At 73.0% G+C, this 22,334-nt stretch carries 19 protein-coding genes; 9 read left to right on the forward strand and 10 right to left on the reverse strand.

The genetic code is table 11. From position 1 onward, the window contains the following. The first annotated feature begins 48 nt into the window (after window positions 1-48). Window positions 49-969, forward strand: a complete 921-nt coding sequence (locus tag ACFYYB_RS30140; protein WP_389439092.1) for an NADP-dependent oxidoreductase — start codon at window positions 49-51, stop codon at window positions 967-969. 85 nt (window positions 970-1,054) lie between these two features. On the opposite strand, the gene ACFYYB_RS30145 is transcribed toward ACFYYB_RS30140, so the two are convergent. The 8 genes from ACFYYB_RS30145 to ACFYYB_RS30180 form a co-directional block, all read right to left on the reverse strand. Next, window positions 1,055-1,432, reverse strand: coding sequence for a ferredoxin family protein (locus tag ACFYYB_RS30145; protein ID WP_389439094.1), 378 nt, complete (start codon window positions 1,430-1,432; stop codon window positions 1,055-1,057). After that, on the reverse strand, window positions 1,429-3,009 hold the full coding sequence (locus ACFYYB_RS30150; protein ID WP_389439096.1) for an FAD-dependent oxidoreductase: 1,581 nt from the start codon (window positions 3,007-3,009) through the stop codon (window positions 1,429-1,431). The genes ACFYYB_RS30145 and ACFYYB_RS30150 overlap by 4 nt, the downstream gene beginning before the upstream one ends. Further along, window positions 3,006-4,364, reverse strand: a complete 1,359-nt coding sequence (locus tag ACFYYB_RS30155) for an LLM class flavin-dependent oxidoreductase (protein WP_389439098.1) — start codon at window positions 4,362-4,364, stop codon at window positions 3,006-3,008. The genes ACFYYB_RS30150 and ACFYYB_RS30155 overlap by 4 nt, the downstream gene beginning before the upstream one ends. Before the next feature lie 189 nt (window positions 4,365-4,553). Continuing rightward, window positions 4,554-5,474 carry an ABC transporter permease gene (locus ACFYYB_RS30160; protein WP_389439100.1) on the reverse strand — a complete coding sequence of 307 codons (921 nt, stop codon included), beginning with the start codon at window positions 5,472-5,474 and terminating at the stop codon, window positions 4,554-4,556. After that, window positions 5,471-6,301 (reverse strand): ABC transporter ATP-binding protein, encoded by an 831-nt coding sequence (locus tag ACFYYB_RS30165; RefSeq protein WP_389439102.1) that lies wholly within the window; start codon window positions 6,299-6,301, stop codon window positions 5,471-5,473. The genes ACFYYB_RS30160 and ACFYYB_RS30165 overlap by 4 nt, the downstream gene beginning before the upstream one ends. Window positions 6,302-6,308: 7 nt before the next feature. Then, window positions 6,309-7,340, reverse strand: coding sequence for an ABC transporter substrate-binding protein (locus ACFYYB_RS30170; RefSeq protein WP_389439104.1), 1,032 nt, complete (start codon window positions 7,338-7,340; stop codon window positions 6,309-6,311). 87 nt (window positions 7,341-7,427) lie between these two features. Continuing rightward, entirely contained in the window at window positions 7,428-7,985 is a 558-nt protein-coding gene (ssuE, locus tag ACFYYB_RS30175) for an NADPH-dependent FMN reductase (RefSeq protein WP_389439106.1), read from the reverse strand. Window positions 7,986-8,095: 110 nt separating this feature from the next. Further along, complete coding sequence (locus ACFYYB_RS30180; RefSeq protein ID WP_389439108.1) at window positions 8,096-9,034, reverse strand: TauD/TfdA dioxygenase family protein; 939 nt, start codon at window positions 9,032-9,034, stop codon at window positions 8,096-8,098. 801 nt (window positions 9,035-9,835) lie between these two features. Here ACFYYB_RS30180 and ACFYYB_RS30185 point away from each other — a divergent pair. The 4 genes from ACFYYB_RS30185 to meaB all read left to right on the forward strand — a co-directional run bounded on the left by ACFYYB_RS30185 (window position 9,836) and on the right by meaB (window position 16,262). Next, entirely contained in the window at window positions 9,836-11,137 is a 1,302-nt protein-coding gene (locus ACFYYB_RS30185) for an ROK family protein (protein ID WP_389439110.1), read from the forward strand. A gap of 63 nt (window positions 11,138-11,200) precedes the next feature. Beyond that, a complete protein-coding gene (locus tag ACFYYB_RS30190; protein ID WP_389439112.1) occupies window positions 11,201-13,066 on the forward strand; it encodes a methylmalonyl-CoA mutase family protein in 1,866 nt (621 codons plus the stop codon). A 20-nt stretch (window positions 13,067-13,086) separates the two neighbouring features. Next, entirely contained in the window at window positions 13,087-15,267 is a 2,181-nt protein-coding gene (gene scpA, locus ACFYYB_RS30195; RefSeq protein ID WP_389439448.1) for a methylmalonyl-CoA mutase, read from the forward strand. Window positions 15,268-15,275: 8 nt separating this feature from the next. Beyond that, the gene (gene meaB, locus ACFYYB_RS30200; RefSeq protein ID WP_389439114.1) at window positions 15,276-16,262 is read left to right on the forward strand and encodes a methylmalonyl Co-A mutase-associated GTPase MeaB; all 987 of its coding nucleotides are present in this window, start codon (window positions 15,276-15,278) and stop codon (window positions 16,260-16,262) included. A 121-nt stretch (window positions 16,263-16,383) separates the two neighbouring features. Here meaB and ACFYYB_RS30205 read toward each other — a convergent pair whose 3' ends face one another. Further along, window positions 16,384-17,394, reverse strand: a complete 1,011-nt coding sequence (locus tag ACFYYB_RS30205; RefSeq protein WP_389439116.1) for an asparaginase — start codon at window positions 17,392-17,394, stop codon at window positions 16,384-16,386. A 136-nt stretch (window positions 17,395-17,530) separates the two neighbouring features. On the opposite strand from ACFYYB_RS30205, the gene ACFYYB_RS30210 reads away from it, so the two are divergent. Next, window positions 17,531-17,980: an Lrp/AsnC family transcriptional regulator gene (locus ACFYYB_RS30210; protein ID WP_327303958.1), complete on the forward strand. Its 450-nt coding sequence runs from the start codon at window positions 17,531-17,533 to the stop codon at window positions 17,978-17,980. A 9-nt stretch (window positions 17,981-17,989) separates the two neighbouring features. On the opposite strand, the gene ACFYYB_RS30215 is transcribed toward ACFYYB_RS30210, so the two are convergent. Further along, window positions 17,990-19,585, reverse strand: a complete 1,596-nt coding sequence (locus ACFYYB_RS30215) for an NnrS multi-domain protein (RefSeq protein WP_389439119.1) — start codon at window positions 19,583-19,585, stop codon at window positions 17,990-17,992. Between the two features lie 156 nt (window positions 19,586-19,741). Between ACFYYB_RS30215 and ACFYYB_RS30220 the strand changes: the two genes are divergently transcribed. Genes ACFYYB_RS30220 through ACFYYB_RS30230 form a run of 3 tightly spaced genes read left to right on the forward strand, consistent with a single transcriptional unit; the run spans window position 19,742 to window position 22,289 of the window. Beyond that, on the forward strand, window positions 19,742-21,325 hold the full coding sequence (locus ACFYYB_RS30220; RefSeq protein WP_389439121.1) for an amidohydrolase: 1,584 nt from the start codon (window positions 19,742-19,744) through the stop codon (window positions 21,323-21,325). Further along, window positions 21,322-21,564 carry a hypothetical protein gene (locus ACFYYB_RS30225; protein WP_389439123.1) on the forward strand — a complete coding sequence of 81 codons (243 nt, stop codon included), beginning with the start codon at window positions 21,322-21,324 and terminating at the stop codon, window positions 21,562-21,564. The genes ACFYYB_RS30220 and ACFYYB_RS30225 overlap by 4 nt, the downstream gene beginning before the upstream one ends. Then, window positions 21,561-22,289, forward strand: coding sequence for a 4'-phosphopantetheinyl transferase family protein (locus tag ACFYYB_RS30230; protein WP_389439450.1), 729 nt, complete (start codon window positions 21,561-21,563; stop codon window positions 22,287-22,289). Before ACFYYB_RS30225 ends, ACFYYB_RS30230 begins: the two co-directional genes overlap by 4 nt. The last annotated feature ends 45 nt before the right edge of the window (window positions 22,290-22,334 follow it).

Below are 22,334 nucleotides of genomic sequence, written 5' to 3' on the forward strand. Positions count from 1 at the left end.
GCATCGGAACCCGGAACAACGATCCCCCGGCGGCCTGTTGGGACGATCATGAAGGCAATCACATACACCGCATACGGAACGCCTGACATCCTCGCCCTCACCGAGGTTCCGGAGCCCAAGGTCGGTCCGGGCGAGGTTCTCGTCCGCGTCAGGGCCGCCGGGGTGAACCCGGTGGACTGGAAGCTCGCCGCCGGTTACCTCGATTCGATCCTCGAAGTCCGCTACCCGGTCATACCCGGATGGGACGTCGCGGGCGTCGTCGAGGCGGTCGGCGAGGACACCTTCGACTACGCCGTCGGCGACGAGGTGTACGGCTACGTCCGCAAGGAGTGGGTGGAGCTGGGCACTTACGCCGAGCTGGTCTCCGCGCCCGTCCGCACCCTCGCCCGCAAGCCGCGCGAGCTGACCTTCGAGCAGGCCGCCGGCATCCCGCTGGCCGGGCTCACCGCCTACCAGTCACTGACCCGCGTGGGGCTCCGGGCCGGCGAGACCGTGCTCATCCACTCCGCCGCGGGCGGCACCGGTTCCCTCGGCGTGCAGATAGCCGTCGCGCTCGGCCTGCGCGTCATCGGCACGGCCGGCGCGCACAACCACGAATACCTGCGCTCGCTGGGCGCCGAACCGGTCCTGTACGGCGAGGGCTTCACCGACCGGGTCCGCGCGCTGGCGCCCGAAGGGGTGGACGCCGCCCTGGACTTCTTCGGCGACGACGTCGTCCCGGCGCTCCAGTCCCTGGTCAAGGAGCGGCACCGGGTGGTGTCGATCGCCGACTACACCGCGGCCGCCCAGGGCGCGCACCAGCTGTGGGTCCGCCCGGACACCGCCGACCTGACCTTCCTGGCCGAGCTCGCGGACAAGGGCGGGCTCGCGGTCAACGTGGAGCACGCCCTGCCGCTCGCCGAGGCGGCGAAGGCCTGGGAGCTGAGCGCGGCGGGCCGTACCCGCGGCAAGATCGTCCTCACCGTCTGACCAGCCGCCCCGTCCGTCCGCCGCCCACGGACGTGCCGCCGGAGCGTCTCGCTCCGGCGGCACGGGGTCGGTCCCTGGGCGACGCTCAGGACGTGATCGGCGGCGCCGTCCCGCCGCCGGTCCCGCCGCCCGCCGCGCCGAGCGAGGGGCCGACCGCGCGCAGGGAGCCCGGTGTGCGCCCCTCGCCCCAGCCGATCTCCCGCCGGTAGCTGCCGAGCAGGCCGCGGCCGGCGAGGGCGGCCTCGTCCCGTACGGCCGGGTCCTCGGGGACCGGCCGGGTCAGCGGGGACACGAACAGCGCGTCCACCGGGCAGTTGGCCTCGCACAGGAAGCAGGTCTGGCAGTCCTCCTGCCGGGCGAGCAGCGGGATCCCCTCCGGCCCCCGCTCGAAGACGTCGGTCGGGCAGACCTCCACGCACTTGTCGCAGGCGATGCACCGCTCGGCCGACACCAGCTCGATCATGCGACCAGCTCCGCCGGCCGCGTCCACACCCGGTCGAGCCCGCCCGTGACGATCCGGTGGTGCTGCGCCGGGTCCTGCCCCGGGTGGTCGAGCCGGCGGGCCATCCCGCGGCTCTCGGTACGGGCCAGTGCCGAGGCGTACATCCAGCGGGCGTGCGCCGTCATGGCCGCCGCCTGCCGGACCTTGACGAGCCCGGCGCCCTCCCCGCGGAGGGAGCGCACCTGCGCCCAGACCTCGTCGAGGGCCCCGAGCGCGCCGGTGAGGACGGGGCCGCGCCGCAGGTAGTTCTTGTCGTACGGCAGCACCTCCTCCTGTACGAGCCGTACGAGTTCCCGTGCCTCCTCGGACCCGGCCGCGGACCCGGCGCCCCCGGTCGGCCGCAGGCCCGCCCCGCCGGCCCCGGTGACCGGCCGGAAGGCGGCCCGGCCCGAGCCCAGCGCGCGGGCGTACCGGGCCGCGCCGGCCCCCGCCCAACTGCCCGAGGACATCGCCCAGGCGGCGTTGTGGCTGCCGCCTCCGGTGAAGCCCCCGCAGATCTCCTCGCGGGTGGCCGCGTCCCCGGCGGCGTACAGCCCGGGGACCGAGGTGGCGCAGTCGTCCCCCGTGATCCGGATGCCGCCGGTGCCGCGGACGGTGCCCTCGGCCAGCAGCGTGACGGAGAACCGGTCGGTGAAGGGGTCGATGCCGAGCCGGTCGAAGGTGAGGAAGAAGTTCGGCTGCGCCAGCCGCATCGCGGCCTGCGCGGTGGCGTCGGCCCGGTCGAGGCGGGCGAAGACCCGTGCTCCGGTCAGGAGTTCGCCGGCGATGGCAGAGCGCCCGCCTTGGCTGGCGGCGCCCTCCAGGACTTCGCCGTCCTCCCGGTAGAAGGTGGCGAAGGAGTAGAAGGCCGTCTTGGTGACGGAGGTGCCCTCGGGTGCGATCCCGTAGGAGTTGGAGAACTCCATGCCGGACAGCTCGGCCCCGGTCTCGGCGGCGAACAGCGCGCCGTCCCCGGTGTTGGTGTTGGTGCCGAGCGCGCCGCTGAGGAAGGCGCAGCCTCCGGTGGCCAGGACGACGGCGCCGGCCCGGACCCGGTAGGGATCGCCCGCCTGGCGCCGGTATCCGGCGGCGCCCGCGACGGCTCCGTCCGCGTCGGTCAGCAGCTCGGTGACCGGGCTGTGGTCGAGGATCCGGACCCCGGCGCGGCGGATCCGGATGCGCATCCGCCGCATGTACTCCGGCCCCTGCAGGCCGTTGCGGAGCGGACGGCCGTCGGGGCCGGTCGGGAAGGGGTAGCGCCCCTCGTCGGCCAGCTCGTTCATCCGGGCGTACGTCTCGTCGAGCACCCGGGACATCCACCGCCGGTCGGCGAGGTACCCGCCGAGCCCCTCGCGGCTCGCCATCGCGGCCTCACGGGCCGCCGGCTCCGGCGGGACGTACCAGACGCCGGTGCCGCCGGCGGCCGTCGCCCCGCTGGTGCCGCAGTAGCCCTTGTCGGCGAGGACGACGGAGGCCCCGGCCCCGGCCGCCTTGAGGGCGGCCCAGGTGGCGGCGGGGCCCCCGCCGACGACGAGCACGTCGGCGACGTGGTCGCTCACGCCCCGGCTCCGTGGCCGGCCGCCACCGCCGCTGCCGTCGTGTAGCGGTTGGCGGGGCGGGCCAGGCCGTAGTTCTCGCGCAGGGTCCGGCCCGTGTACTCGGTGCGGAAGAGCCCGCGGCGCTGCAGGATCGGCACGACCTGGTCGACGAAGTCGGTGAGCCCGGTGGGGAGTACGGGAGCCATGATGTTGAAGCCGTCGGCGGCCCCCTGGGTGAACCACTCCTCCAGCTGGTCGGCGATCTGCTCGGGCGTCCCCGCGAAGACGCGGTGGCCGCGGCCCGCGCCCAGGCGGGCGATCAGCTCGCGCAGGGTGAGGCCCTCGCGGCGGGCGAGCTCGGCGACGAGCGTGAAGCGGCTCTTGTTGCCGTTGACGTCCCGCTCCTCGGGCAGGTCGGGCAGCCCGCCGTCGAGCGGCAGCCCGGTGAGGTCCACGTTCAGCATGTTGGAGAGCTGCGCGAGGCCGTACTCCGGGATCTGGAGCTCGGTGAGCTCCTGCTCCAGGGCCCTGGCCTCCGCCTCGGTGGAACCGATGACGGGGGCGATGCCCGGCAGCACGAGCAGCTGGTCCTCGGAGCGGCCGTACTTGGCGAGGCGCGACTTGAGGTCCTTGTAGAAGGTCTGCCCGTCGGCGAGGGTCTGCTGCGCGGTGAAGACGGCCTCGGCGTACTGGGCGGCGAACTCCTTGCCGTCCTCGGAGGACCCGGCCTGCACGAGCAGCGGGTGGCCCTGCGGGGAGCGGGGCACGTTGAGCGGTCCGGCGACGCCGAAGTACTCGCCCTTGTGCGCGGCGGGGTGGAGCTTGTCGGTGTCGGCGTAAACGCCGCCCTCCTTGTCGAGGACGATCGCGTCGTCCTCCCAGCTGTCCCAGAGCTTGGTGGCCACGTCGAGGAACTCGCGGGCCCGCTCGTAGCGGAGGTTGTGCTCGAGGTGCTCGTCGCGGTTGAAGTTGCGGGCCTCGTCGGCGCTGCCGGAGGTGACGATGTTCCAGCCGGCGCGGCCGCCGCTGATGTGGTCCAGGGAGGCGAACTTCCGGGCGAGGTTGTAGGGCTCGTTGAAGGTGGTGGAGACGGTGGCGATGAGCCCGATGTGCTCGGTGACGGCGGCGATCGCGGAGAGCAGGGTGAGCGGCTCGAAGCCGCCGACGGCGTTGTAGCGGGCCTTGCCCCAGAGGGCGACCCCGTCGGCGAAGAAGATCGAGTCGAGCCGCCCGCGCTCGGCGGTACGGGCCAGTTCCTGGAAGTAGCGCAGATCGGTGATCCGCTCGGGGCTGCTGGAGGGGTGGCGCCAGGCGGCGTCGTGGTGGCCCGCGTTCATGAGGAAGGCGTTGAGGTGGAGGGTCCGGGGTGCGGTCATGTCGTGTCCTCGGTGGGGATCTGGGCGCGCGGCGCCCGCAAGGGTGTGGTCGTGGCGGGCCGGGCGGCCCGAGCGGCCGCCGGCCTGGTGCCAGGGAGGGCCTGGGGCCAGGAACGGCCGGGGGCAGGGACGGCCGGGGGGCAGGGACGGCCGGCCGGCCGGGGGGGCAGGGAGGACCTGCTCAGCGCCTCAGGACGGGACGCGCCATGTGCTCAGGCGGCGTTCGATCGTGACGAGGATCTGGTTGAAGGCGAGGCCGATCGCGGAGATCGTGACGATGCCCGCGTACATCTGCGGGATCGCGAAGTTGAACTGCGAGGCGTTGATCAGGTAGCCGAGGCCCGCCTTCGCGCCGATCATCTCGGCCGCGACCAGGACCAGGATGGAGACGGCCCCCGCCAGCCGGATGCCCGTGAAGATGACCGGCACCGACGCCGGCAGGATCACCTTCTGGAAGAGCTTCGGCGTGGACAGGTCCATCGAGCGCGCCAGTTTCACCAGGGTCGGATCGGCGTTGCCCACGGCGCTGATGGTGTTCAGCAGGATCGGCCAGACGCAGGCGTAGACGACGATCGACACCTTCGAGGTCTCTCCGATGCCCAGCAGCAGGACGAACACCGGCAGCAGCGCGAGCGCCGCCGTGTTGCGGAACACCTCCAGCAGCGGCCCGAGCAGCGCCGCCACCGGCCGGTACCAGCCGATCAGCAGCCCGAGCGGGACCGCGACGGCCACCGCGATGCCGAATCCGCCGAAGGAGCGGGCCAGGCTCGCCTTGCTGTGCTCCGCGAGCTGCCCGTTGCCCAGCAGCTCCCACCAGGCCTTGGCGACCTCGCTCACCGGAGGCAGGAACGTCGCGTCGACCAGCCCCAGCCGCGGCGCCGCCTCCCACAGTCCCAGCAGCGCCAGGATCGCCGCCGAGCGCAGGGCCGCCGCCCGCAGCACCCGAAGGGCGCGCAGGGCCACGGCCGCGGCCGGCGACCGTACGGGGGCCCGCGCGGGGGTCCGTACCGCCGGGGGCGCGAGGTCCGGTACGGCTGCGGCCGCCACGTCCGCCGTGACGTCCGACTCCGCCTCTACCGCCTCTACCGCTGCTTCCACCGTCGTGCTCATACGGCGACCTCCTCCTTCTCCAGTTGCTGGGCGCGGGCCACCTCGTCGTGGAGCAGGGTCCAGATCTCGTGGCGGTAGCGGGCGAACTCCGGGCTGGAGCGCAGGTCTTCACCCGTGGCTCCGGTGGCCCGGTCGCCGAACGACACCGGGACGACCTGCTTGACCCGGCCGGGGCGGGAGGTGATGACCGCCACCCGCTGCCCGAGGTACACGGCCTCCTCGATGCCGTGGGTGATGAACACGATCGTCTTGCCGGTGCTCTGCCAGATCCGCCGCAGTTCGTCCTGGAGGGACTCGCGGGTCTGCGCGTCGAGCGCGGCGAACGGCTCGTCCATCAGGAGCACGTCCGGGTCGTACGCGAGCGAGCGCGCGATGGCGACCCGCTGGCGCATGCCGCCGGACAGTTCGTGCGGATGCCGGTCCTCGAAGCCGGTGAGGCCGACCAGGTCCAGGAACTCGCGTGCCTTCGCCGTCCGTTGGCGGCGCGGGACGCCGGTGGCCTCCAGGCCGAACTCGATGTTGCCCAGCGCGGTGCGCCACGGCAGCAGCGCGTACTGCTGGAAGACGATGCCCCGGTCGAGCCCCGGCCCGGTGACCGGCTTGCCGTCGAGCAGGATCCGGCCGGAGGTGGGCGGGGTCAGGCCGCCGAGGAGGTCGAGGAGGGTGGACTTGCCGCAGCCGCTGGGGCCCACGACGACCACGAACTCCCCCGACCCGATCTCCAGGTCGATGCCGTCGAGGGCGGTGAACTCCTCCTTGACCCCGTTCTTGTTCTTGCCCTTCGTCGGGAAGGTCTTCGTCACGGACTCGAACACGATCTTCGCCATGGTGCCGTCAGCCCTTCCCGGACGCGTTGAACTCGTTGGTGTAGAGGTCGGCCGCCTTGAGCTGACCCTTCTTGATCTCCCCGCGCCCGCCCAGCCAGTCGATCCACAGCTGGAACTCCTTGTCGGCGATCCGGCCGCCGGGCTCGGCGACCCCGTAGGAGCGCCAGTACTTCAGGGTCGAGGTGTCCTCGTTGCGACCGCGCTTCTTGACGATCTCCGTCATCCGCGCGATGACCTCCTCGCGCGGGGTGGCGCGGGACCAGTCGATGGCCTTGCCCACGCCCGTGGTGAAGGTGCGGACCGTGTCCGGGTTCTCCTTGATGAACTTCTTCGTCATCACGTACGAGCCCGCGCTGAACGCGCCGAGCAGTTCGAAGTCCTTGAACAGCGGCCGTATGCCGCCCGTGGCCAGGGCCTTGTCCCGCAGCACGCCGCTGAGGACGCCGACCTCGATCTGCTTCTGCCTCAGCGCCTGTTCGGTGTTGACGGGGGGCACGACGAGCGATTCGACCTTCGCGGCCTCCGCCTTGGGTACGCCGTTGCGCTCCAGGTAGATGTCGAGCAGGGCCTGGGCGTGGGCACCCAGGGTGTTCATGCCGACCTTCTTGCCGATCAGGTCGCGGGGGGACCGGATCGGGCTGTCCTCCAGGACGTAGTACCCGAGGTAGGTGTTCTCGTCGGAGCCGTAGTAGGAGGTGACGGCCTGGATCTGGGCCTTGCTGGACGCCAGTTTGACGATCGCGCCGTTGAAGGCGCCGCCGAAGTGGGTCTGGCCGGTGGCCGCGGACTGGATGTCCTGGGGGCCGCTGATGGTGTTGCCGACCCAGTCCAGGGTCACGTCGCCGAGATAGCCGAGGTCGGCGGCGAGCTCGGGCAGGCTGACCGCGCCGACGTTGCCCTGGTACTTCAGGGAGGTGATCTGGCCACTGCGGGAGCCGGTGGCGGTCGCCGTCCCGCAGCTCACCGCGGCCGCCGAGATGCCGAGCAGGGTGAGGAACTGGCGTCGGGAGGTACGGGTGGTGGTGAAAGCTGCGGACATCGCGATTCCTTGTCGATCCGGGTCGGGCGGGTGGGGCGGGTCGGGCGGGCGGGTCGGGCGGGTCGGGCGGGCGGGTCCGTACGAGGGTCAGCGCGCGGTGGCGAGCGCGGCGGCCTGGGCGGCGCGCAGGGCCTCGGCGAACTCGTCGACGGCCTGGTACAGGTCCAGCTCCGCCTCGGGCCGCAGCCGGTCCGGGCCGGCCCCGCGCTCGACGGAGGAGTCCAGGACGAAGCGGCCGGCGGTGACGTGCCGGGCGCCGAGCGCGGCGAGGACCGGGCGCAGGGCGTAGTCGATGGTCAGGACATGGGCGAGGCTGCCGCCGGTGGCCAGCGGGAAGACCGTCTTCCCGGCCAGCCCGTCCTGCGGGAGCAGGTCGAGGAAGGCCTTGAGGAGACCGGTGTACGAGGCCTTGTAGACGGGCGTCGCGATGACGATCCCGTCGGCTTCGGCGACGGCTTCCAGGGCCCGGCGGATCTCCGGCTCGCCGCGGCGCGCGGCGAGCAGATCGGCGGCGGGGAGTTCCCGGACGGAGAGCTGCGCGGTCTCGAACCCGGCGTGGTTCAGGCGGCGCAGGATGTGGTCGGCGACCACGTCGGTACGGGAGTGGACGGACGGACTGCCGGTGAGGGCGAGCAGCTTGGGCACGGAGCGCTCCTTGGCTGACGGGGAGGGGCGGTGGGGTGGGGTGGGACGGGTGGTCCGGGGCGGGCGGGGCCCGGCCGGGCCTGGCCGGGCCTGCCTGCTCAGGCTCAGGCTCAGGCTTCGGAGGCGGAGGCTCCGGACGCGATGCCGAAGGCCGGGTCCGGCACGGTCTCCGGGCTGATCAGCCGGGACGGGACCCCGTCGGGACCGACCGGGACGTCTCCGTCGACCGTCACGCGGCGCAGGGTGCGCTCGTGGTCGTCGGAGTCGTCGACGCCGTAGTGCTGGGTGGCGCGGTTGTCCCAGATCGCGACGTCACCGGCCTGCCACTGCCAGCGGACGGTGTTCTCGGGGAGCTCGATGTGGGCCTGGAAGAGGTCCTGGAGGATGCGCGAGTCGCGGCCGGTGAGGCCGTTGATCCGCTGGACGAAGTTGCCGAGCAGCAGGGTGCGTTCGCCGGTCTCGGGGTGGACCCGGACCACCGGGTGCTCGGTGAGGAACTTGGTCGAGGTGAACACCTCGCGGTACTGGGCGAGCGCCTCGGGCAGGGCGTCGGGCTTCAGGGCCGCGTAGTCGTACTCGTTGGTGTGCACGGCGCGCAGGCTGTCGGCGAGGACGCGCAGCGGCTCGGGCAGGCCGGCGTAGGCGGTGGCCGTGTTGGCCCACAGGGTGTTGCCCCCGTACGGCGGGATGGTCACGGCGCGCAGGATGGAGAAGGCGGGGTAGGCGGGGACGAAGGTGACGTCCGTGTGCCACTGGTTGGCGCGGGCTCCGTGGTGGGAGTCGATGCCGAGCGCGTAACGCCCGTCGGCGGAGGGCACGGTGGGGTGGGCGACGGGCGCGCCGAGCAGCTCGGCGAAGGCCTCGTGCCCGTCCTCGTCGAGGTGGTCCTGACCGCGGAAGAAGACGACCTTGTGGGCGAGCAGCGCGGCCCGGATCCCGGCGACGGCCTCGGCGTCGAGCTCGCCGCCGAGGCGGACCCCACCGATCTCGGCGCCTATGCGGCCGCCGATCTTGGTGACGGTGAGGTCGGTGCGGGTGGCAGTGGACATGAGAGGCTCCTTGTTTATTTCCGCAGGGGAAGAAATGAGGCAAGCGAGAACGCCGGGATCCGGCCGGGGCAAAGGGACGGAGGTGGCGCGTACGACGGGGTGACGAGGTGCGGCGTGGCGACGAGGTTCGGCGGGCGGCGAGTTCCAACGGGCAACGGGCAGGGCCGGCGGCGGGTCAGCGACGTTCAGCCGGCAGAGTGCGCGGGTCGACGGACGGCCGCCGTCGGACGGCGACAGGGCGAGCGGGCGGGCGGGGACGGGCGGTGCTCGGATCCGATCGGCCCGGACCCGCGGCGTTGGTCACCAGCACTCCGCCGGCGACTCGGCGCGAGTCCTTGAGACCACCCGGACGGCGGGGCACGAGGGCCCGGCCACTCGGCACGTCGGTGTCCCAGGAGCCCAGCGGCCCCATGGCCCAGTGGCCGAAGGACTCGAGGGCTCAGGGACTCAAGGGCTCAGGGCGCAGACGCTCAGGAACAGCGCGGGGCCGTACAGCGACGGCCCTGACACTCGCCCGGCGCGGTACAGACGCCGGGGGTGTGGAGCCGCGGGGCGAGGAACTCGGTCGCGGTCATGTCCCGGAGACTGCCAGCGCCCCCAGCCCCGGTCAACCCCGACGAGCGCCCCCCACCCGCACGCCTGACCCCCCGCACATACACACTGCGACCTGCGCTTTCACCATTTCCCGCCACTCCCGGAACGGCCGAAACCCATGGCCTGATTTCACGCCCCCGCAACGCACCCGCCACGCAGCCCTCCCGCCATCGGCTCGCCCGCCCGCGCCGAGCGCGGCGACACGGCATGATCGGGACCACACCCCACCCTCCGAGGAGCCCGCCCGTGTCCTCCACCCCCGGTGACAGCCGGGCCGTCGCCAATGCCGCCGCCGTGCTCCGTGCCGTCCTGAGCCACGGCCCCCTCGCACGGAGCGACATCCCGCAGCTCTGCGGTCTCAGCCCGGCCGCCGTGTCCCGGCAGACCACGGCCCTGCTCCGCGCCGGCCTGCTGTGCGAGCGCCCCGGACCGGAGCAGCCGCCCGCGGCAAGCGGCGCCGGGTCCGGAACCGGTGCCAGCGCCGGTGCCGGAACCGGTGCCGGACACGGCTCCACCACCCCCGGCTCCACCCCCGGCCCCGGCCGCCCCCGCATTCCCCTCGACCTGCACACCGGCCCCCTCGGCGGCCCCCTCGCCGCCGGACTGCACATCGGTGTGCCCGCCTCCACCTTCAGCCTCGTCGACCTCCGCGGCCGCGTCCTGGCCCGCCGGGCCTTCCCGCACGCGGGCCTCTCCTCCGACCGGCTGCCCGCCGCCATCGCCGCCGAGCTCGGCCGGTTCCTCCGGGACTCCCACCCCGCCGGCCGCCCCCTGCTCGGTGTCGGCGCGGCGCTCGGCGGCTGGGTCCGCCCCGCCGACGGGACCGTCGTGCGCCACGACGCCCTCGGCTGGCGCGAGCTCCCGCTCGCCGCCGAGCTCTCCGACCGCCTCGGCCTGCCCGTCTCCGTGGACAACCACGCCCGCGCCATCGCCCACGCCGAGATCCTCTTCGGCCGCCCCGAAGCCCGCTCCAGCCTCCTCCACCTCTTCATCGGCAACGTCGTCGACGCCGCCTTCGGCATCGAGGGCACCGTGCACCAGGGCCCGGGCGCAGCCGCCGGGGACGTCGCGCACCTCCCCGTGCCCGGTTCGCGGACCCCCTGCGCGTGCGGCCGTACGGGCTGCCTCCAGGCGAGCGCCTCCGACGGGGTCATCGGCGCCGAGGCCGTGCGCCGCGGCATCGTCCCGGAGCCCTCCATCAACCTCCTGGTCGACGCCGCCGCCACCGGCGACCCCCGCGCCGACCGGCTGCTGCGCGAACGCGCCCGTACCGTCGGCCGGGCCGCGGCCCTGCTCCTCGACGTGTTCAACCCGGCCGTCATGGTGGTCTCGGAGCTGGCCGGCATCCTCCACGAGGGCTACCTCGACGAGATCCGCGACGCGGCCGGCGCCCAGGACCGCTACGGGCGCCGGATCGTCGCGCCGCACGCGGGTCCTGCCGTACTCCCGGTAGCCTCGGCGACCGTCCTCCTCGCCCCGCTCTTTCGCGACCCCTCAAGGCTCACTTGAGAGGGCGAGATCACATCCGGTGGTTATAGGTCGTTCACAAGGAGCCCCCCTACCATTCGAGCCATGACGGTCCTGCCTGATGACGGGCTCTCCTTGGCCGCCGAATTCCCTGACGCGACGCATGAGCAGTGGCAGCGCCTGGTAGAGGGCGTGCTGCGCAAGTCGGGCAAGGAAGTTTCCGGCGAGGCAGCGGAGTCCGCGTTGTCCACGAAGCTCGAGGACGGGCTCACCACCCGCCCGCTGTACACCGCGCCCGAAGCCGCGCCCGACACCGGTTCCACTGGGTTTCCAGGGTTCGCTCCCTTCGTACGGGGCGGGCGCGCCGAGGGCGGCGCCGCCTCGGGCTGGGACGTGCGCCAGCAGATCGCGGGCAGTGACCCCGTACGGGTGAACGACGCGGCCCTGGCCGACCTGGAGAACGGCACCACCTCGCTGTGGCTCGCCGTCGGCGACGCCGGCCTCCCCGCCGAGGGCCTGGGCCGGGCGCTGGAGGGGGTCTACCTCGACCTCGCACCCATCTCCCTTGACCCCGGCGCCCAGTTCACCGAGGCCGCCCGCGCCCTGCTCGCGCTGTACGCCGAGCGCGCGGTGGCCCCCGAGGCCGCTCACGCCTCGCTCGGCGCCGACCCGCTGGGCCACGAGGCCCGGACGGGCGAGGCACTCGACCTGGCCGAGGCCGCCGCGCTCGCCGCGCAGACGGCCGCCTGGCCCCACGTGCGCGCCCTGACCGTCGACGCCCTGCCCTACCACGAGGCGGGCGGCAGCGCCGCCGAGGAGCTGGGGCTGTCCCTGGCCACCGGGGTCGCCTATCTGCACGCCCTCACCGAGGCCGGTCTGAGCACCGAAGCGGCCTTCGGCGAGCTGGAGTTCCGCTACGCCGCCACCGCCGACCAGTTCCTCACCATCGCCAAGCTGCGCGCCGCCCGCCGGCTGTGGGCCCGGATCGCCGAGGCCTGCGGGGCCCCGGCTGCCGGCGCCCAGCGCCAGCACGCCGTGACCTCGCCGGTGATGATGACCCGCCGCGACCCGTGGGTGAACATGCTGCGCACCACCGTCGCCTGCATGGCGGCGGGCGTGGGCGGCGCGGACGCGGTCAGCGTGCTTCCCTTCGACCAGGAGCTCGGTCTGCCCGACGCGTTCGCGCGTCGCATCTCCCGCAACACCTCCACGATCCTGCTGGAGGAATCCCACCTGGCCCGCGTGATCGACCCGGCCGGCGGCTCGTACTACGTCGAGCAGCTCACGGACGAACTCGCCCACGCGGCTTGGGAGTTCTTCCAGACCATCGAGAAGGCGGGCGGCCAGGCCGCCGCCCTGCGCTCCGGCCTGGTGGCCGACCGGCTCGCCGCCACCTGGGCGACGCGCTCGAAGAAGCTGGCCACGCGCCGCGAACCCGTCACCGGAGTCAGCGAGTTCCCGCACCTGTCCGAGAAGCCGGTCGTACGAGAGCCCGCGCCGGCCCCGCTCACCGGCGGACTGCCGCGCGTACGGCGCGACGAGGCGTACGAGGCCCTGCGCGCGCGCAGCGACGTACACCTGGAGGCGACCGGGGCCCGGCCCACCGTCTTCCTGGCGGCCCTGGGCCCGGCGGCCGCGCACACCGCCCGCGCCACCTTCGCCTCGAACCTGTTCCAGGCGGGCGGCATCACCCCGGTGCACGACCCGGTGTCGGTGACCCCGGAGACCGCGGCCGCGGCCTACGCGGCGAGCGGCGCCGACGGCATGGCCGTGCTGTGCTCCAGCGACGCGCTGTACGAGGAACAGGCCGAGGCGGTGGCCGCGGCCCTGCGCTCGGCGGGCGCGACGACCGTGTTCCTCGCGGGCAGGCCCGGCACCGCCGAGACGGCCGTGGACGAGTACGTCTTCGCCGGCTGCGACGCGATCGCCGTGCTGTCCTCCGTACTCGACCGGATGGGAGTCGCGTCTTGAGCACCGACCGCACCCCCCGCATCCCCGATTTCTCCGAACTCCCGCTGGACGGCGGGGCTCCGGCAGCCGGCTCCGAGGACCAGTGGCGCACCGCGCTGAAGGAGTCCACCGGCTCGGGAGCCGCCGAGCTGCTGTGGGAGACCCCCGAGGGGATCGGCGTACAGCCCCTGTACACGGGCCGTGACCTGGAGGGCCTGGACTTCCTCCACACCTACCCGGGCGTGGCCCCGTACCTGCGCGGCCCGTACCCGACGATGTACGTGAACCAGCCCTGGACGATCCGGCAGTACGCCGGCTTCTCCACGGCCGAGGAGTCCAACGCCTTCTACCGGCGCAACCTGGCCTCCGGCCAGAAGGGCCTGTCGATCGCCTTCGACCTGCCCACGCACCGCGGCTACGACAGCGACCACCCGCGCGTGACCGGCGACGTCGGCATGGCGGGCGTGGCGATCGACTCGATCTACGACATGCGCCAGCTCTTCGACGGCATCCCGCTGGACAAGATGACGGTGTCGATGACGATGAACGGGGCCGTGCTGCCCGTCCTCGCCCTCTACATCGTGGCGGCGGAGGAGCAGGGCGTCTCCCCCGACAAGCTCGCCGGGACCATCCAGAACGACATCCTCAAAGAGTTCATGGTCCGCAACACCTACATCTACCCGCCGAAGCCCTCGATGCGGATCATCTCCGACATCTTCGCCTTCACCTCGCAGAACATGCCCCGCTACAACTCCATCTCCATCTCCGGCTACCACATCCAGGAAGCCGGGGCCACGGCCGACCTGGAGCTGGCGTACACCCTCGCCGACGGTGTGGAGTACCTGCGGGCCGGGCAGGCCGTCGGCCTGGACGTCGACGCCTTCGCGCCGCGCCTGTCCTTCTTCTGGGCGATCGGCATGAACTTCTTCATGGAGGTGGCGAAGCTGCGCGCCGCCCGCCTCCTGTGGGCGCGCCTGGTCAAGCAGTTCGACCCGAAGAACGCCAAGTCCCTCTCCCTGCGCACCCATTCGCAGACCTCGGGCTGGTCCCTCACCGCGCAGGACGTCTTCAACAACGTCACCCGTACCTGCATCGAGGCGATGGCCGCCACCCAGGGCCACACCCAGTCGCTGCACACCAACGCGCTGGACGAGGCCCTCGCCCTGCCCACCGACTTCTCCGCCCGGATCGCCCGCAACACCCAGCTCCTCCTCCAGCAGGAGTCGGGCACCTGCCGGACCATCGACCCGTGGGGCGGCAGCGCGTACGTCGAGAAGCTCACCTACGACCTCGCCCGACGCGCCTGGCAGCACATCCAGGAGGTCGAGGCGGCCGGCGGCATGGCGCAGGCCATCGACGCGGGCATCCCCAAGCTCCGTGTCGAGGAAGCGGCGGCCCGCACGCAGGCCCGTATCGACTCGGGACGCCAGCCGGTGATCGGCGTCAACAAGTACCGGGTGGCGACGGACGAGCAGATCGACGTCCTCAAGGTCGACAACTCCTCGGTCCGCTCCCAGCAGATCGCCAAACTCCGGCGGCTGCGCGAGGAGCGCGACGAGGCGGTCACCCAGGACACCCTGCGGGCACTGACGAACGCGGCGGAGCGCGGCGACGGCAACCTCCTCGCCCTCGCGGTGAACGCGGCGCGCGCGAAGGCCACGGTCGGCGAGATCTCGGACGCCCTGGAGAAGGTCTACGGGCGCCACGCGAGCCAGATCCGTACGATCTCGGGTGTGTACCGCACCGAAGCAGGCGAGTCCCCGTCCCTGGAGCGCACCCGCGCGCTCGTCGACCGGTTCGAGGAGGCGGAGGGCCGCCGGCCGCGCATCCTGGTCTGCAAGATGGGCCAGGACGGGCACGACCGCGGCCAGAAGGTGATCGCGACCGCCTTCGCCGACCTCGGCTTCGACGTGGACGTCGGCCCGCTGTTCCAGACCCCGGAGGAAGTGGCCCGCCAGGCCGTCGAGGCCGACGTGCACGTGGTCGGCGTCTCCTCGCTGGCCGCCGGACACCTGACCCTCGTCCCGGCGCTGCGCGAGGCCCTGGCCTCGGAGGGCCGCGAGGACATCATGATCGTGGTCGGCGGGGTCATCCCGCCGGCGGACGTCCCCACGCTCCTCGACATGGGCGCGACGGCCGTCTTCCCGCCCGGCACGGTCATCCCGGACGCGGCGCACGACCTGGTGACGCGGCTCGCCGCGGACCTGGGCCACGAGCTGTAGGCGCCGCCGTGCCGCCCCGGATCGACATCCCCGCCTACACGAAGGGCGTACTCGACGGGAAGCGCGCGTTCATCGCGCGCGCGATCACCCTCGTCGAGTCCACCCTGCCCGCACACCGGACCCTGGCCCAGAGCCTGTTGACGGAACTCCTGCCCCACGCGGGGCGGGCGCGCCGGATCGGCATCAGCGGGGTCCCGGGCGTCGGGAAGTCCACCTTCATCGACGCCTTCGGCACGCTGCTGACCGGCTTGGGCCACCGGGTGGCGGTCCTGGCCGTCGACCCGTCCTCCACCCGTACGGGCGGCTCCATCCTGGGCGACAAGACCCGCATGGAACGCCTCTCCGTGGACCCCGCGGCCTTCGTCCGCCCGTCGCCCTCGGCGGGCACGCTGGGCGGGGTGGCGAAGGCGACGCGGGAATCGATCATCGTGATGGAGGCGGCGGGCTACGACGTGGTCCTGGTCGAGACGGTGGGCGTCGGCCAGTCGGAGACGACGGTCGCCGGCATGGTCGACTCCTTCCTCCTGCTCTCCCTCGCCCGCACGGGCGACGGCCTCCAGGGCATCAAGAAGGGCGTCCTGGAACTGGCCGACGTCCTCGCCGTCAACAAGGCGGACGGCCCGCACGAGCGCGACGCGAAGTCGGCGGCGCGCGAACTCTCCAGCGCCCTGCGCCTGATGCACCCGGCCGACGCCGCGTGGACCCCGCCGGTCCTGACGTGCAGCGCCCGGGAATCCACGGGCCTGGAGGAGGTCTGGAACCGCCTGGAACAGCACCGCCGGCTCCTGGAAGCGGGCGGCCGGCTGGCGTCGAAGCGCGCGGCCCAGCAGGTGGAGTGGACCTGGTCGATGGTCCGCGACGAACTCCTGGAACGCCTCCGCTCGAACCCGGCAGTACGGGACCTGGCCCCGGCCCTGGAATCACAGGTCCGGGCAGGCACCCTGACCCCCACCCTGGCAGCGGACCGCCTGCTGTCGGCGTTCACCGACTCCTGAGGGGGCGGCCCTCCCGGGACACGTGCACCGGGAGGGCCGCTCGCCGGACACCGGGGTCGGGCGGCGACCAGGTCAGGCGGCCATCAGGTCGGGCGGCGACCGGGGGCAGGCGGCGACCAGGTCAGGCGGCGACCAGCACGGACCCGCCGCTGGCCAGCACCCGCCGGAGCACCTGCACCCGCTCCTGCGCGTCTCCCTCGGAGAGCAACGCCGCGAGCACCGCGACCCGCGCCTGCGGCGCCCGCAGCGTCCCCGTCGGCACGGCCCCGGCGGCGACCAGGTCCACCGCACCCCCGTGCGTGTAGATCTCCGTCACCGGCCCGGCCGCGACCCGCGTGGTCAGCGCCACCAGCACGCCGTCCGCGACGGCCGCCTTCACCGCGTCGACGACCTCCGGCGTCGCGTTCCCCGCGCCGGTCCCGACCAGCACGATCCCCCGCGCCCCCGCCGCCACCGCGGCGTTCAGCAGCACCGCGTCACCACTCACGTGGTGCACCACGACGTCCACCCGCGGCGGCCCTTCCGGGTCCTCCGGCATCGCCGGCAACGGCAACGGCTCCGGCCGCACCGGCGTCCGCAGCACGGTGACCTTGCCGAATCCGACCTTCCCCAACAGTTCCTTCGACGGGTCGGCGAACGCGTCGAGCGCCACCGCCTGCGCCTTCACGGTCCCCCGGGCCGCGTGCACCCGCCCCGCGAACGTGATCAGGACGCCGAGCCCGCGCGTCTTCGACGCGGTCAGCAGGGCATCGTAGAGATTCCCCGGACCGTCCCCGTCCGCCGCCCCCATGGGCCGCTGCGAGCCGGTGAAGACAACCGACCGCTCATCATGATGATGAAGATCCACCAGGAACGCCGACTCCTCCAGCGTGTCCGTGCCGTGCGTGACCACGACCCCGTCCACACCCGGGTCGGCGAGCACCTCGTGCACGGTCCGCAGCAGGGTCAGCTGGTGCGCGGTGGTCAGCCGAGGGCTGTTCACACTGAACAGATCGACGACCTCGACGCTCACGCCCTCGGGCAGCGGCGCGGTGGCCATGACCTCCGCGCCGTCGGCATCGGCCGCGAAACCGGAACCCTGCCAGCGGCTGGCTATCGTCCCGCCCGTACTGATGACGACGATGCGTCCCATGGCTCCGACCCTTCCCTCACACAGTCCGAAACGGCCCGTACAGATTTTCTACAAACGGCAATGGTAGGCCGATCTACGCGCAACGCGATTGCTATCTCACCCACCCCCGCAATAAAACATGCGTGATAATTGCGCCATGGACGCGATCGACAAAGAAATCTTGCGCGAGCTTCAGGCGGACGGCCGGCTCAGCAACCAGGAGCTGGCCCAGCGCGTGGGCCTCACCCCCTCCCCCTGCATGCGGCGGGTCCGCCAGCTCGAAGAGGAAGGGATCATCCAGGGCTACCGCGCGGTGATCTCCCCCGAAGCCGTGGGCCGCGGCTTCGAGGTCCTGGTCTCCGTGGAGGTCCGCCGCGACCGCGAAGCCGTGGAAGCCTTCGAAGCCGCCCTCCAGGACATTCCCGACATCATCGAGGCCTACCGCCTCTTCGGCAGCCCCGGCTGCCTCCTGCGCATCGCGGTGGCGGACCTCCGCGCGTACGAACGCCTCTGGATCGAAAAGCTCACGGCCCTGTCGGGCGTCACGGAGGTCAACTCCCAGATCATCATGAAACGCATCAAGGAACCGACGGGCCTGCCGGTCTGACGACCGGGATCAGTCGCCCTTGGGCAGGCTCGCGTACGAGAAGGTGCACCGGACCGTCCCGTCGGCCACGGGCACGAGGCGCACTTGCTCGGCCGGCATCTGTACGGACTTCCCCGCGGCCTCGTCCCACAACGAGACCGTCCCGCCGGCCTCCCCGAAGGAGACGTACGGGCGCTCGGGGCGCAGGACGCCGCCCCGCGTGCCGAGCTTCGCCGCGGGGACGGTGGGCTCGACGCAGGTCCACTCCGGCTCCACCCCGAAGTACGAGGGCAGTTCCGCCTTCCGGGCCGCCGCCGCGCGGAGGTGCTTGACCGCGTCGCCCGCCGACTCCAGCGCACCCAGCAGGCACACCACCACCACCACGAGCTGGGCGACCGCGTACAGCACGCCGCCGAGCCGCTCGGCCGGGCTGACGAACGGCGCGTGCACGTGCTTCGCGATGCCCCACAGGGCCGGCACGAAGAGGGCGAAGCTCAGCAGGCTCAGGAGCTTCACCGCGGATGTGGCCTGCCAGATCGCGGGCACGTCGAGGTCTTCGGGCGTCAGGTCGAGGCCATCGGCGTACATCGCGTGCAGCACCGACCCGGAGGACACCACGAGGGACGCGACGGCCGCGAAGGCCAGAGGCGCCGCGCAGGTGATCCATTCGGACCAGGTCCACCGCCGGACCAGGAGCCAGATGCCTCCCGCCGTCGCCGCGACGGCGAGGACCGCCAGCATCTGCAGGGGGGTCCAGCCCCTGCTGTCACCCATGTCCGCCCCCAGGGCGGACGCCAGGATGTACGCGGCCACCGCAGCGCACAGGACGAGGCTCCCGCCACGCCCTCCGGACGCGAACATGCCGTGAGCCAACCTCGCCGCCACGAGGAGGCACAGAATCGCCGCGCAGCCCCACACCCATGTCCGTACGCCGTCCTGCTGCCGGGCGACCACGGCGCAGAAGGTCATGGCGAACAGCCAGGCCACGAGGCGGTAGGCCCTGCGGTGGAAGTCCTCCTCGCGGCGCGGCACGATGTGGCCGCGCTCCCGGCCCGAGCTCGGGCGCACATCGGTGGCGGGGCCTGCGGCGGACCCGCCGGGCAGGTCCATGCGGGAGATGCGGCGGGCCTCCGACGCCGTACCCGTCACCACCATGCCGGTGTCGTGGTGGCCGCGCCGCTCCGTGAAGCGCGCACGGGCCACCGCCGCCGCGCGCCGCAGCTTCGCCATCGGCGTCGAGGGCCTCGGCTCGGGTACGCGGGGCGGCCGGTGGGCGACGCCGTGCGCCCACCAGACGGTCAGCTGCTCCCTGTCCCGGTCCATCGGCTCGCAGCGCCGGGCGTACATCTCCAGCCGCTTCACCCGCGCCAGGCGCTCCACCTGCCAGGCCGCGGCCCGCCCCGTACGCCGGTTTCGGGCTCCGAAGAATCGCACTTCGACGGAGTACAGCCTGGCCGAGGGGTCTTCCCTCAGCACACCCAATGAGGGCTCCTCGCCCCGTGCGAACGAGGTGACGACCGGCCAGTCCCGTTCACCGAAGGCCCGTTCCGCCTCGTCCCAGTCGCGCTGCCCGCCTCGCACCTCGACCAGCACCAGGACCCGTTGGTCGTACCGCCTGTCCTGCATCGGTTCCCCCGCTCCCCCGTCGGTTCGCGAAGGGTAGGCGACATTGACCAGCCGTCGGCCATACGGTTAGGCTTACCTAAGTCGGATGTGGCGGCCCTTGGCGCGCATTCCGACTCGTGTACATACGCGTTGCCGCCACGGGGAGTTGGACCGCCCATGCTGTGTTCGAGGCTGATCAACGCGAACATCCTCACCATGGACCCGGGTCGGCCCGTCGCCCGGGTGGTGGGGATCTGGCGGGGGCGGATCGTGGGGTTCGACGAGGACGTCGCCTCGTTGCCCGCCCGGGAGGTCGTCGATCTGCGGGGGGCCACCGTGCTGCCCGGGTTCATCGACAGCCATGTGCACCTGGCCTGGACCGGGCTGAAGCAGAGCACCCCGAGCGTCGCCCCGTGCGAGCGGGTCGAGGACGTGCTGGCGGTGGTGGCCGGGGCCGTGGCTCGCTCGGCGGGTGGGGACGGGGCCTGGGTCGATGTCATGGGGTACGACCAGCGGGCGCTCGGGCGGCATCTGACCGCCGCCGAGCTGGACGCGGTCAGCCACGGGCGCAAGGTGTTCCTGATGCACGACTCGGGACACGCGTGTGTGGTCAACAGCGCGGTGCTGCGCATGCTGCCCGACGGGGTTCCGCATCAGGACGGCTTCCTCGCCGAGGCGGCCATGACCGCCGCGCGGCGGCTGCGGCTGCCGTACGGGCAGGACGAGATCGCCGATGCCGTCGAGCGCGCGGCCCGGACCTGCCTCGCCGAGGGCGTGACGGCGGTCGCCGAGGCGGGCATCGGGGGCGGGCTGCTCGGGCACAGCCCGGTGGAGCTCGGCTCCTACCAACTGCTGCGGGACCAGGGGAGGCTGCCCCTGCGGGTGCAGCTCATGCCCGCGGGCGATACGTTGCGGCCGCGCGAGGTGCACCGGGAGGACGGCATTCCCCGGGCTCTGGACCTGGGCATGCGTACCGGGTTCGGGGACGACTGGCTCTCGCTGGGCGCGCTCAAGATCTACACCGACGGCGGGATGATGGCCCGTACGGCCGCGCTCACGGCCCCGTACGCGGGCACGGACCACACCGGTCAGCTCCAGGACGATCCCGACCGCCTCACCCGGCTGATCGTCGACGGTCACCTCGGGGGCTGGCAGCTCGCCGTCCACGCCATCGGGGACCGCGCCGCCGACCTCGCGCTCGACGCGCTGGAAGAGGCCCAGCGGCTGCGGCCCCGGCCGGACGCGCGGCACCGGATCGAGCACGCCGGGCTGATCCGCCCCGACCAGCTCCCGCGCTTCGCCCGCCTGGGCGTCAGCGCGGTCGTCCAGCCGGCCTTCCTCCACTCCTTCGGGGACGACTACGCGGACGTGATGGGTGAGGAGCGGGCTCCCTGGATGTACCGGGGGCGCGGGTTCCTGGACCACGGGGTGACCCTCGTGGGGAGTTCCGACCGGCCGGTCACCGACGGGGCCCCGCTGCGGGCGATCCAGTTCATGGTCGAGCGCACCTCCGCCTCGGGCCGGCCGATCGGGCCGGACGAGGCGGTCACGGTCGAGGAGGCGCTGCACGCCTACACGGTCGCCGGCGCGTACGCCTGCCGGTGGGACGACCGCGCCGGCAGCCTCACCCCGGGGAAGCGGGCCGACCTGGTCGTCCTGGGCGACGACCCGCGATCCGTCGACCCCTCCCGGATCAGCGGCATCGAGGTCGTGGCGACCTGGGTCGACGGAAACGAAGCTACGGACAAAGGAAAGTTGTGAGCAGCGCTGTGATCGGTCAAACGAACGTCCTGGAACGGTTCTCCCCGCTGTGGGAGGTGGCCGAGACGCCGCCGCGCTGGGTGATCTGGCACGCGGGCGCGGGTGACTCCTTCGTCTTCGACCGGGAGTTCAACATGCCCGTCGACGTGGACGACACCCTTCTCGGGGAGGTCCTGTGCCGGATGCGCGAGGCCGGAGCCCCGGAGGGCGACGACTACCCCGGCCGCCCGTGCGGATGACGGCCGCGGCCGACCTGGATCTCGACGTCGGCCCCGACGCCCCGGCTCGGCCCTGGCTCAGCTCTCCCGGACCGGGGCTGTGGGCCGTGCGCGTGAGCCTGTACGCCGATCGGGCGCGGGAGGTGGAGGGGATACTCGACGACGGCGAGCGGGCCCGGCTCCAGGGGCTCAGGCGCGCCGGCGACCGTGACCAGTACCGGGTCGCCCACGTCGTGCTGCGGCAGTTGCTCGGCGACCGGCTCGGACGGGATCCGGCGCGGGTGCGGTTCTTCCGCGAGCCGTGCCCCGGCTGCGGCGGGCCGCACGGCCGGCCCGCGGTGGTCGGCGTACCGCTGCACTTCTCGCTGTCCCACGCGGGCGACGCCGTGCTGCTGGCCTTCGCGGACGGCCCGGTCGGTGTGGACGTCGAGCGGCGGCCGGCCCCCGCGCTGGCGGCCCAGGTCGCCTCCGAACTGACGGAGGTGCTCCATCCCGCCGAGCGTGCCGAGCTGTCGGCGCTGCCGGCCGGCGAGCGCCCCGCCGCGGTGGCCCGCTGCTGGTCCCGGAAGGAGGCCTACCTCAAGGGAGTCGGGATCGGCCTCGGCGGGAACCCGGCCCTGACCTACGTGGGGACCGGCGCCGCCCCCTCGGCTCCGCCGGGATGGACCGTCGCCGATGTGCCCGCCTTTCCCGGATACGTGGCCGCACGCGCCGTCCGTACGGGGCGACTTGGCCTCGATGGCTAGGTAAGGCTAACCTTACCTCGATCGTTCCGCCGGGAGGCCCCGCCC

The sequence above is a fragment of the Streptomyces sp. NPDC002886 genome, assembly GCF_042888445.1.
Lineage (GTDB): Bacteria > Actinomycetota > Actinomycetes > Streptomycetales > Streptomycetaceae > Streptomyces.

Coding starts and splice junctions, on each gene's coding strand:
- ACFYYB_RS30140 (WP_389439092.1), top strand. CDS start 49: ATGAAGGCAATCACATACACCGCATACGGAACGCCTGACATCCTCGCC.
- ACFYYB_RS30145 (WP_389439094.1), bottom strand. CDS start 1,432: ATGATCGAGCTGGTGTCGGCCGAGCGGTGCATCGCCTGCGACAAGTGC.
- ACFYYB_RS30155 (WP_389439098.1), bottom strand. CDS start 4,364: ATGACCGCACCCCGGACCCTCCACCTCAACGCCTTCCTCATGAACGCG.
- ACFYYB_RS30160 (WP_389439100.1), bottom strand. CDS start 5,474: ATGAGCACGACGGTGGAAGCAGCGGTAGAGGCGGTAGAGGCGGAGTCG.
- ACFYYB_RS30165 (WP_389439102.1), bottom strand. CDS start 6,301: ATGGCGAAGATCGTGTTCGAGTCCGTGACGAAGACCTTCCCGACGAAG.
- ACFYYB_RS30170 (WP_389439104.1), bottom strand. CDS start 7,340: ATGTCCGCAGCTTTCACCACCACCCGTACCTCCCGACGCCAGTTCCTC.
- ACFYYB_RS30180 (WP_389439108.1), bottom strand. CDS start 9,034: ATGTCCACTGCCACCCGCACCGACCTCACCGTCACCAAGATCGGCGGC.
- ACFYYB_RS30185 (WP_389439110.1), top strand. CDS start 9,836: ATGATCGGGACCACACCCCACCCTCCGAGGAGCCCGCCCGTGTCCTCC.
- ACFYYB_RS30190 (WP_389439112.1), top strand. CDS start 11,201: ATGACGGTCCTGCCTGATGACGGGCTCTCCTTGGCCGCCGAATTCCCT.
- ACFYYB_RS30205 (WP_389439116.1), bottom strand. CDS start 17,394: ATGGGACGCATCGTCGTCATCAGTACGGGCGGGACGATAGCCAGCCGC.
- ACFYYB_RS30210 (WP_327303958.1), top strand. CDS start 17,531: ATGGACGCGATCGACAAAGAAATCTTGCGCGAGCTTCAGGCGGACGGC.
- ACFYYB_RS30215 (WP_389439119.1), bottom strand. CDS start 19,585: ATGCAGGACAGGCGGTACGACCAACGGGTCCTGGTGCTGGTCGAGGTG.
- ACFYYB_RS30220 (WP_389439121.1), top strand. CDS start 19,742: ATGCTGTGTTCGAGGCTGATCAACGCGAACATCCTCACCATGGACCCG.
- ACFYYB_RS30230 (WP_389439450.1), top strand. CDS start 21,561: ATGACGGCCGCGGCCGACCTGGATCTCGACGTCGGCCCCGACGCCCCG.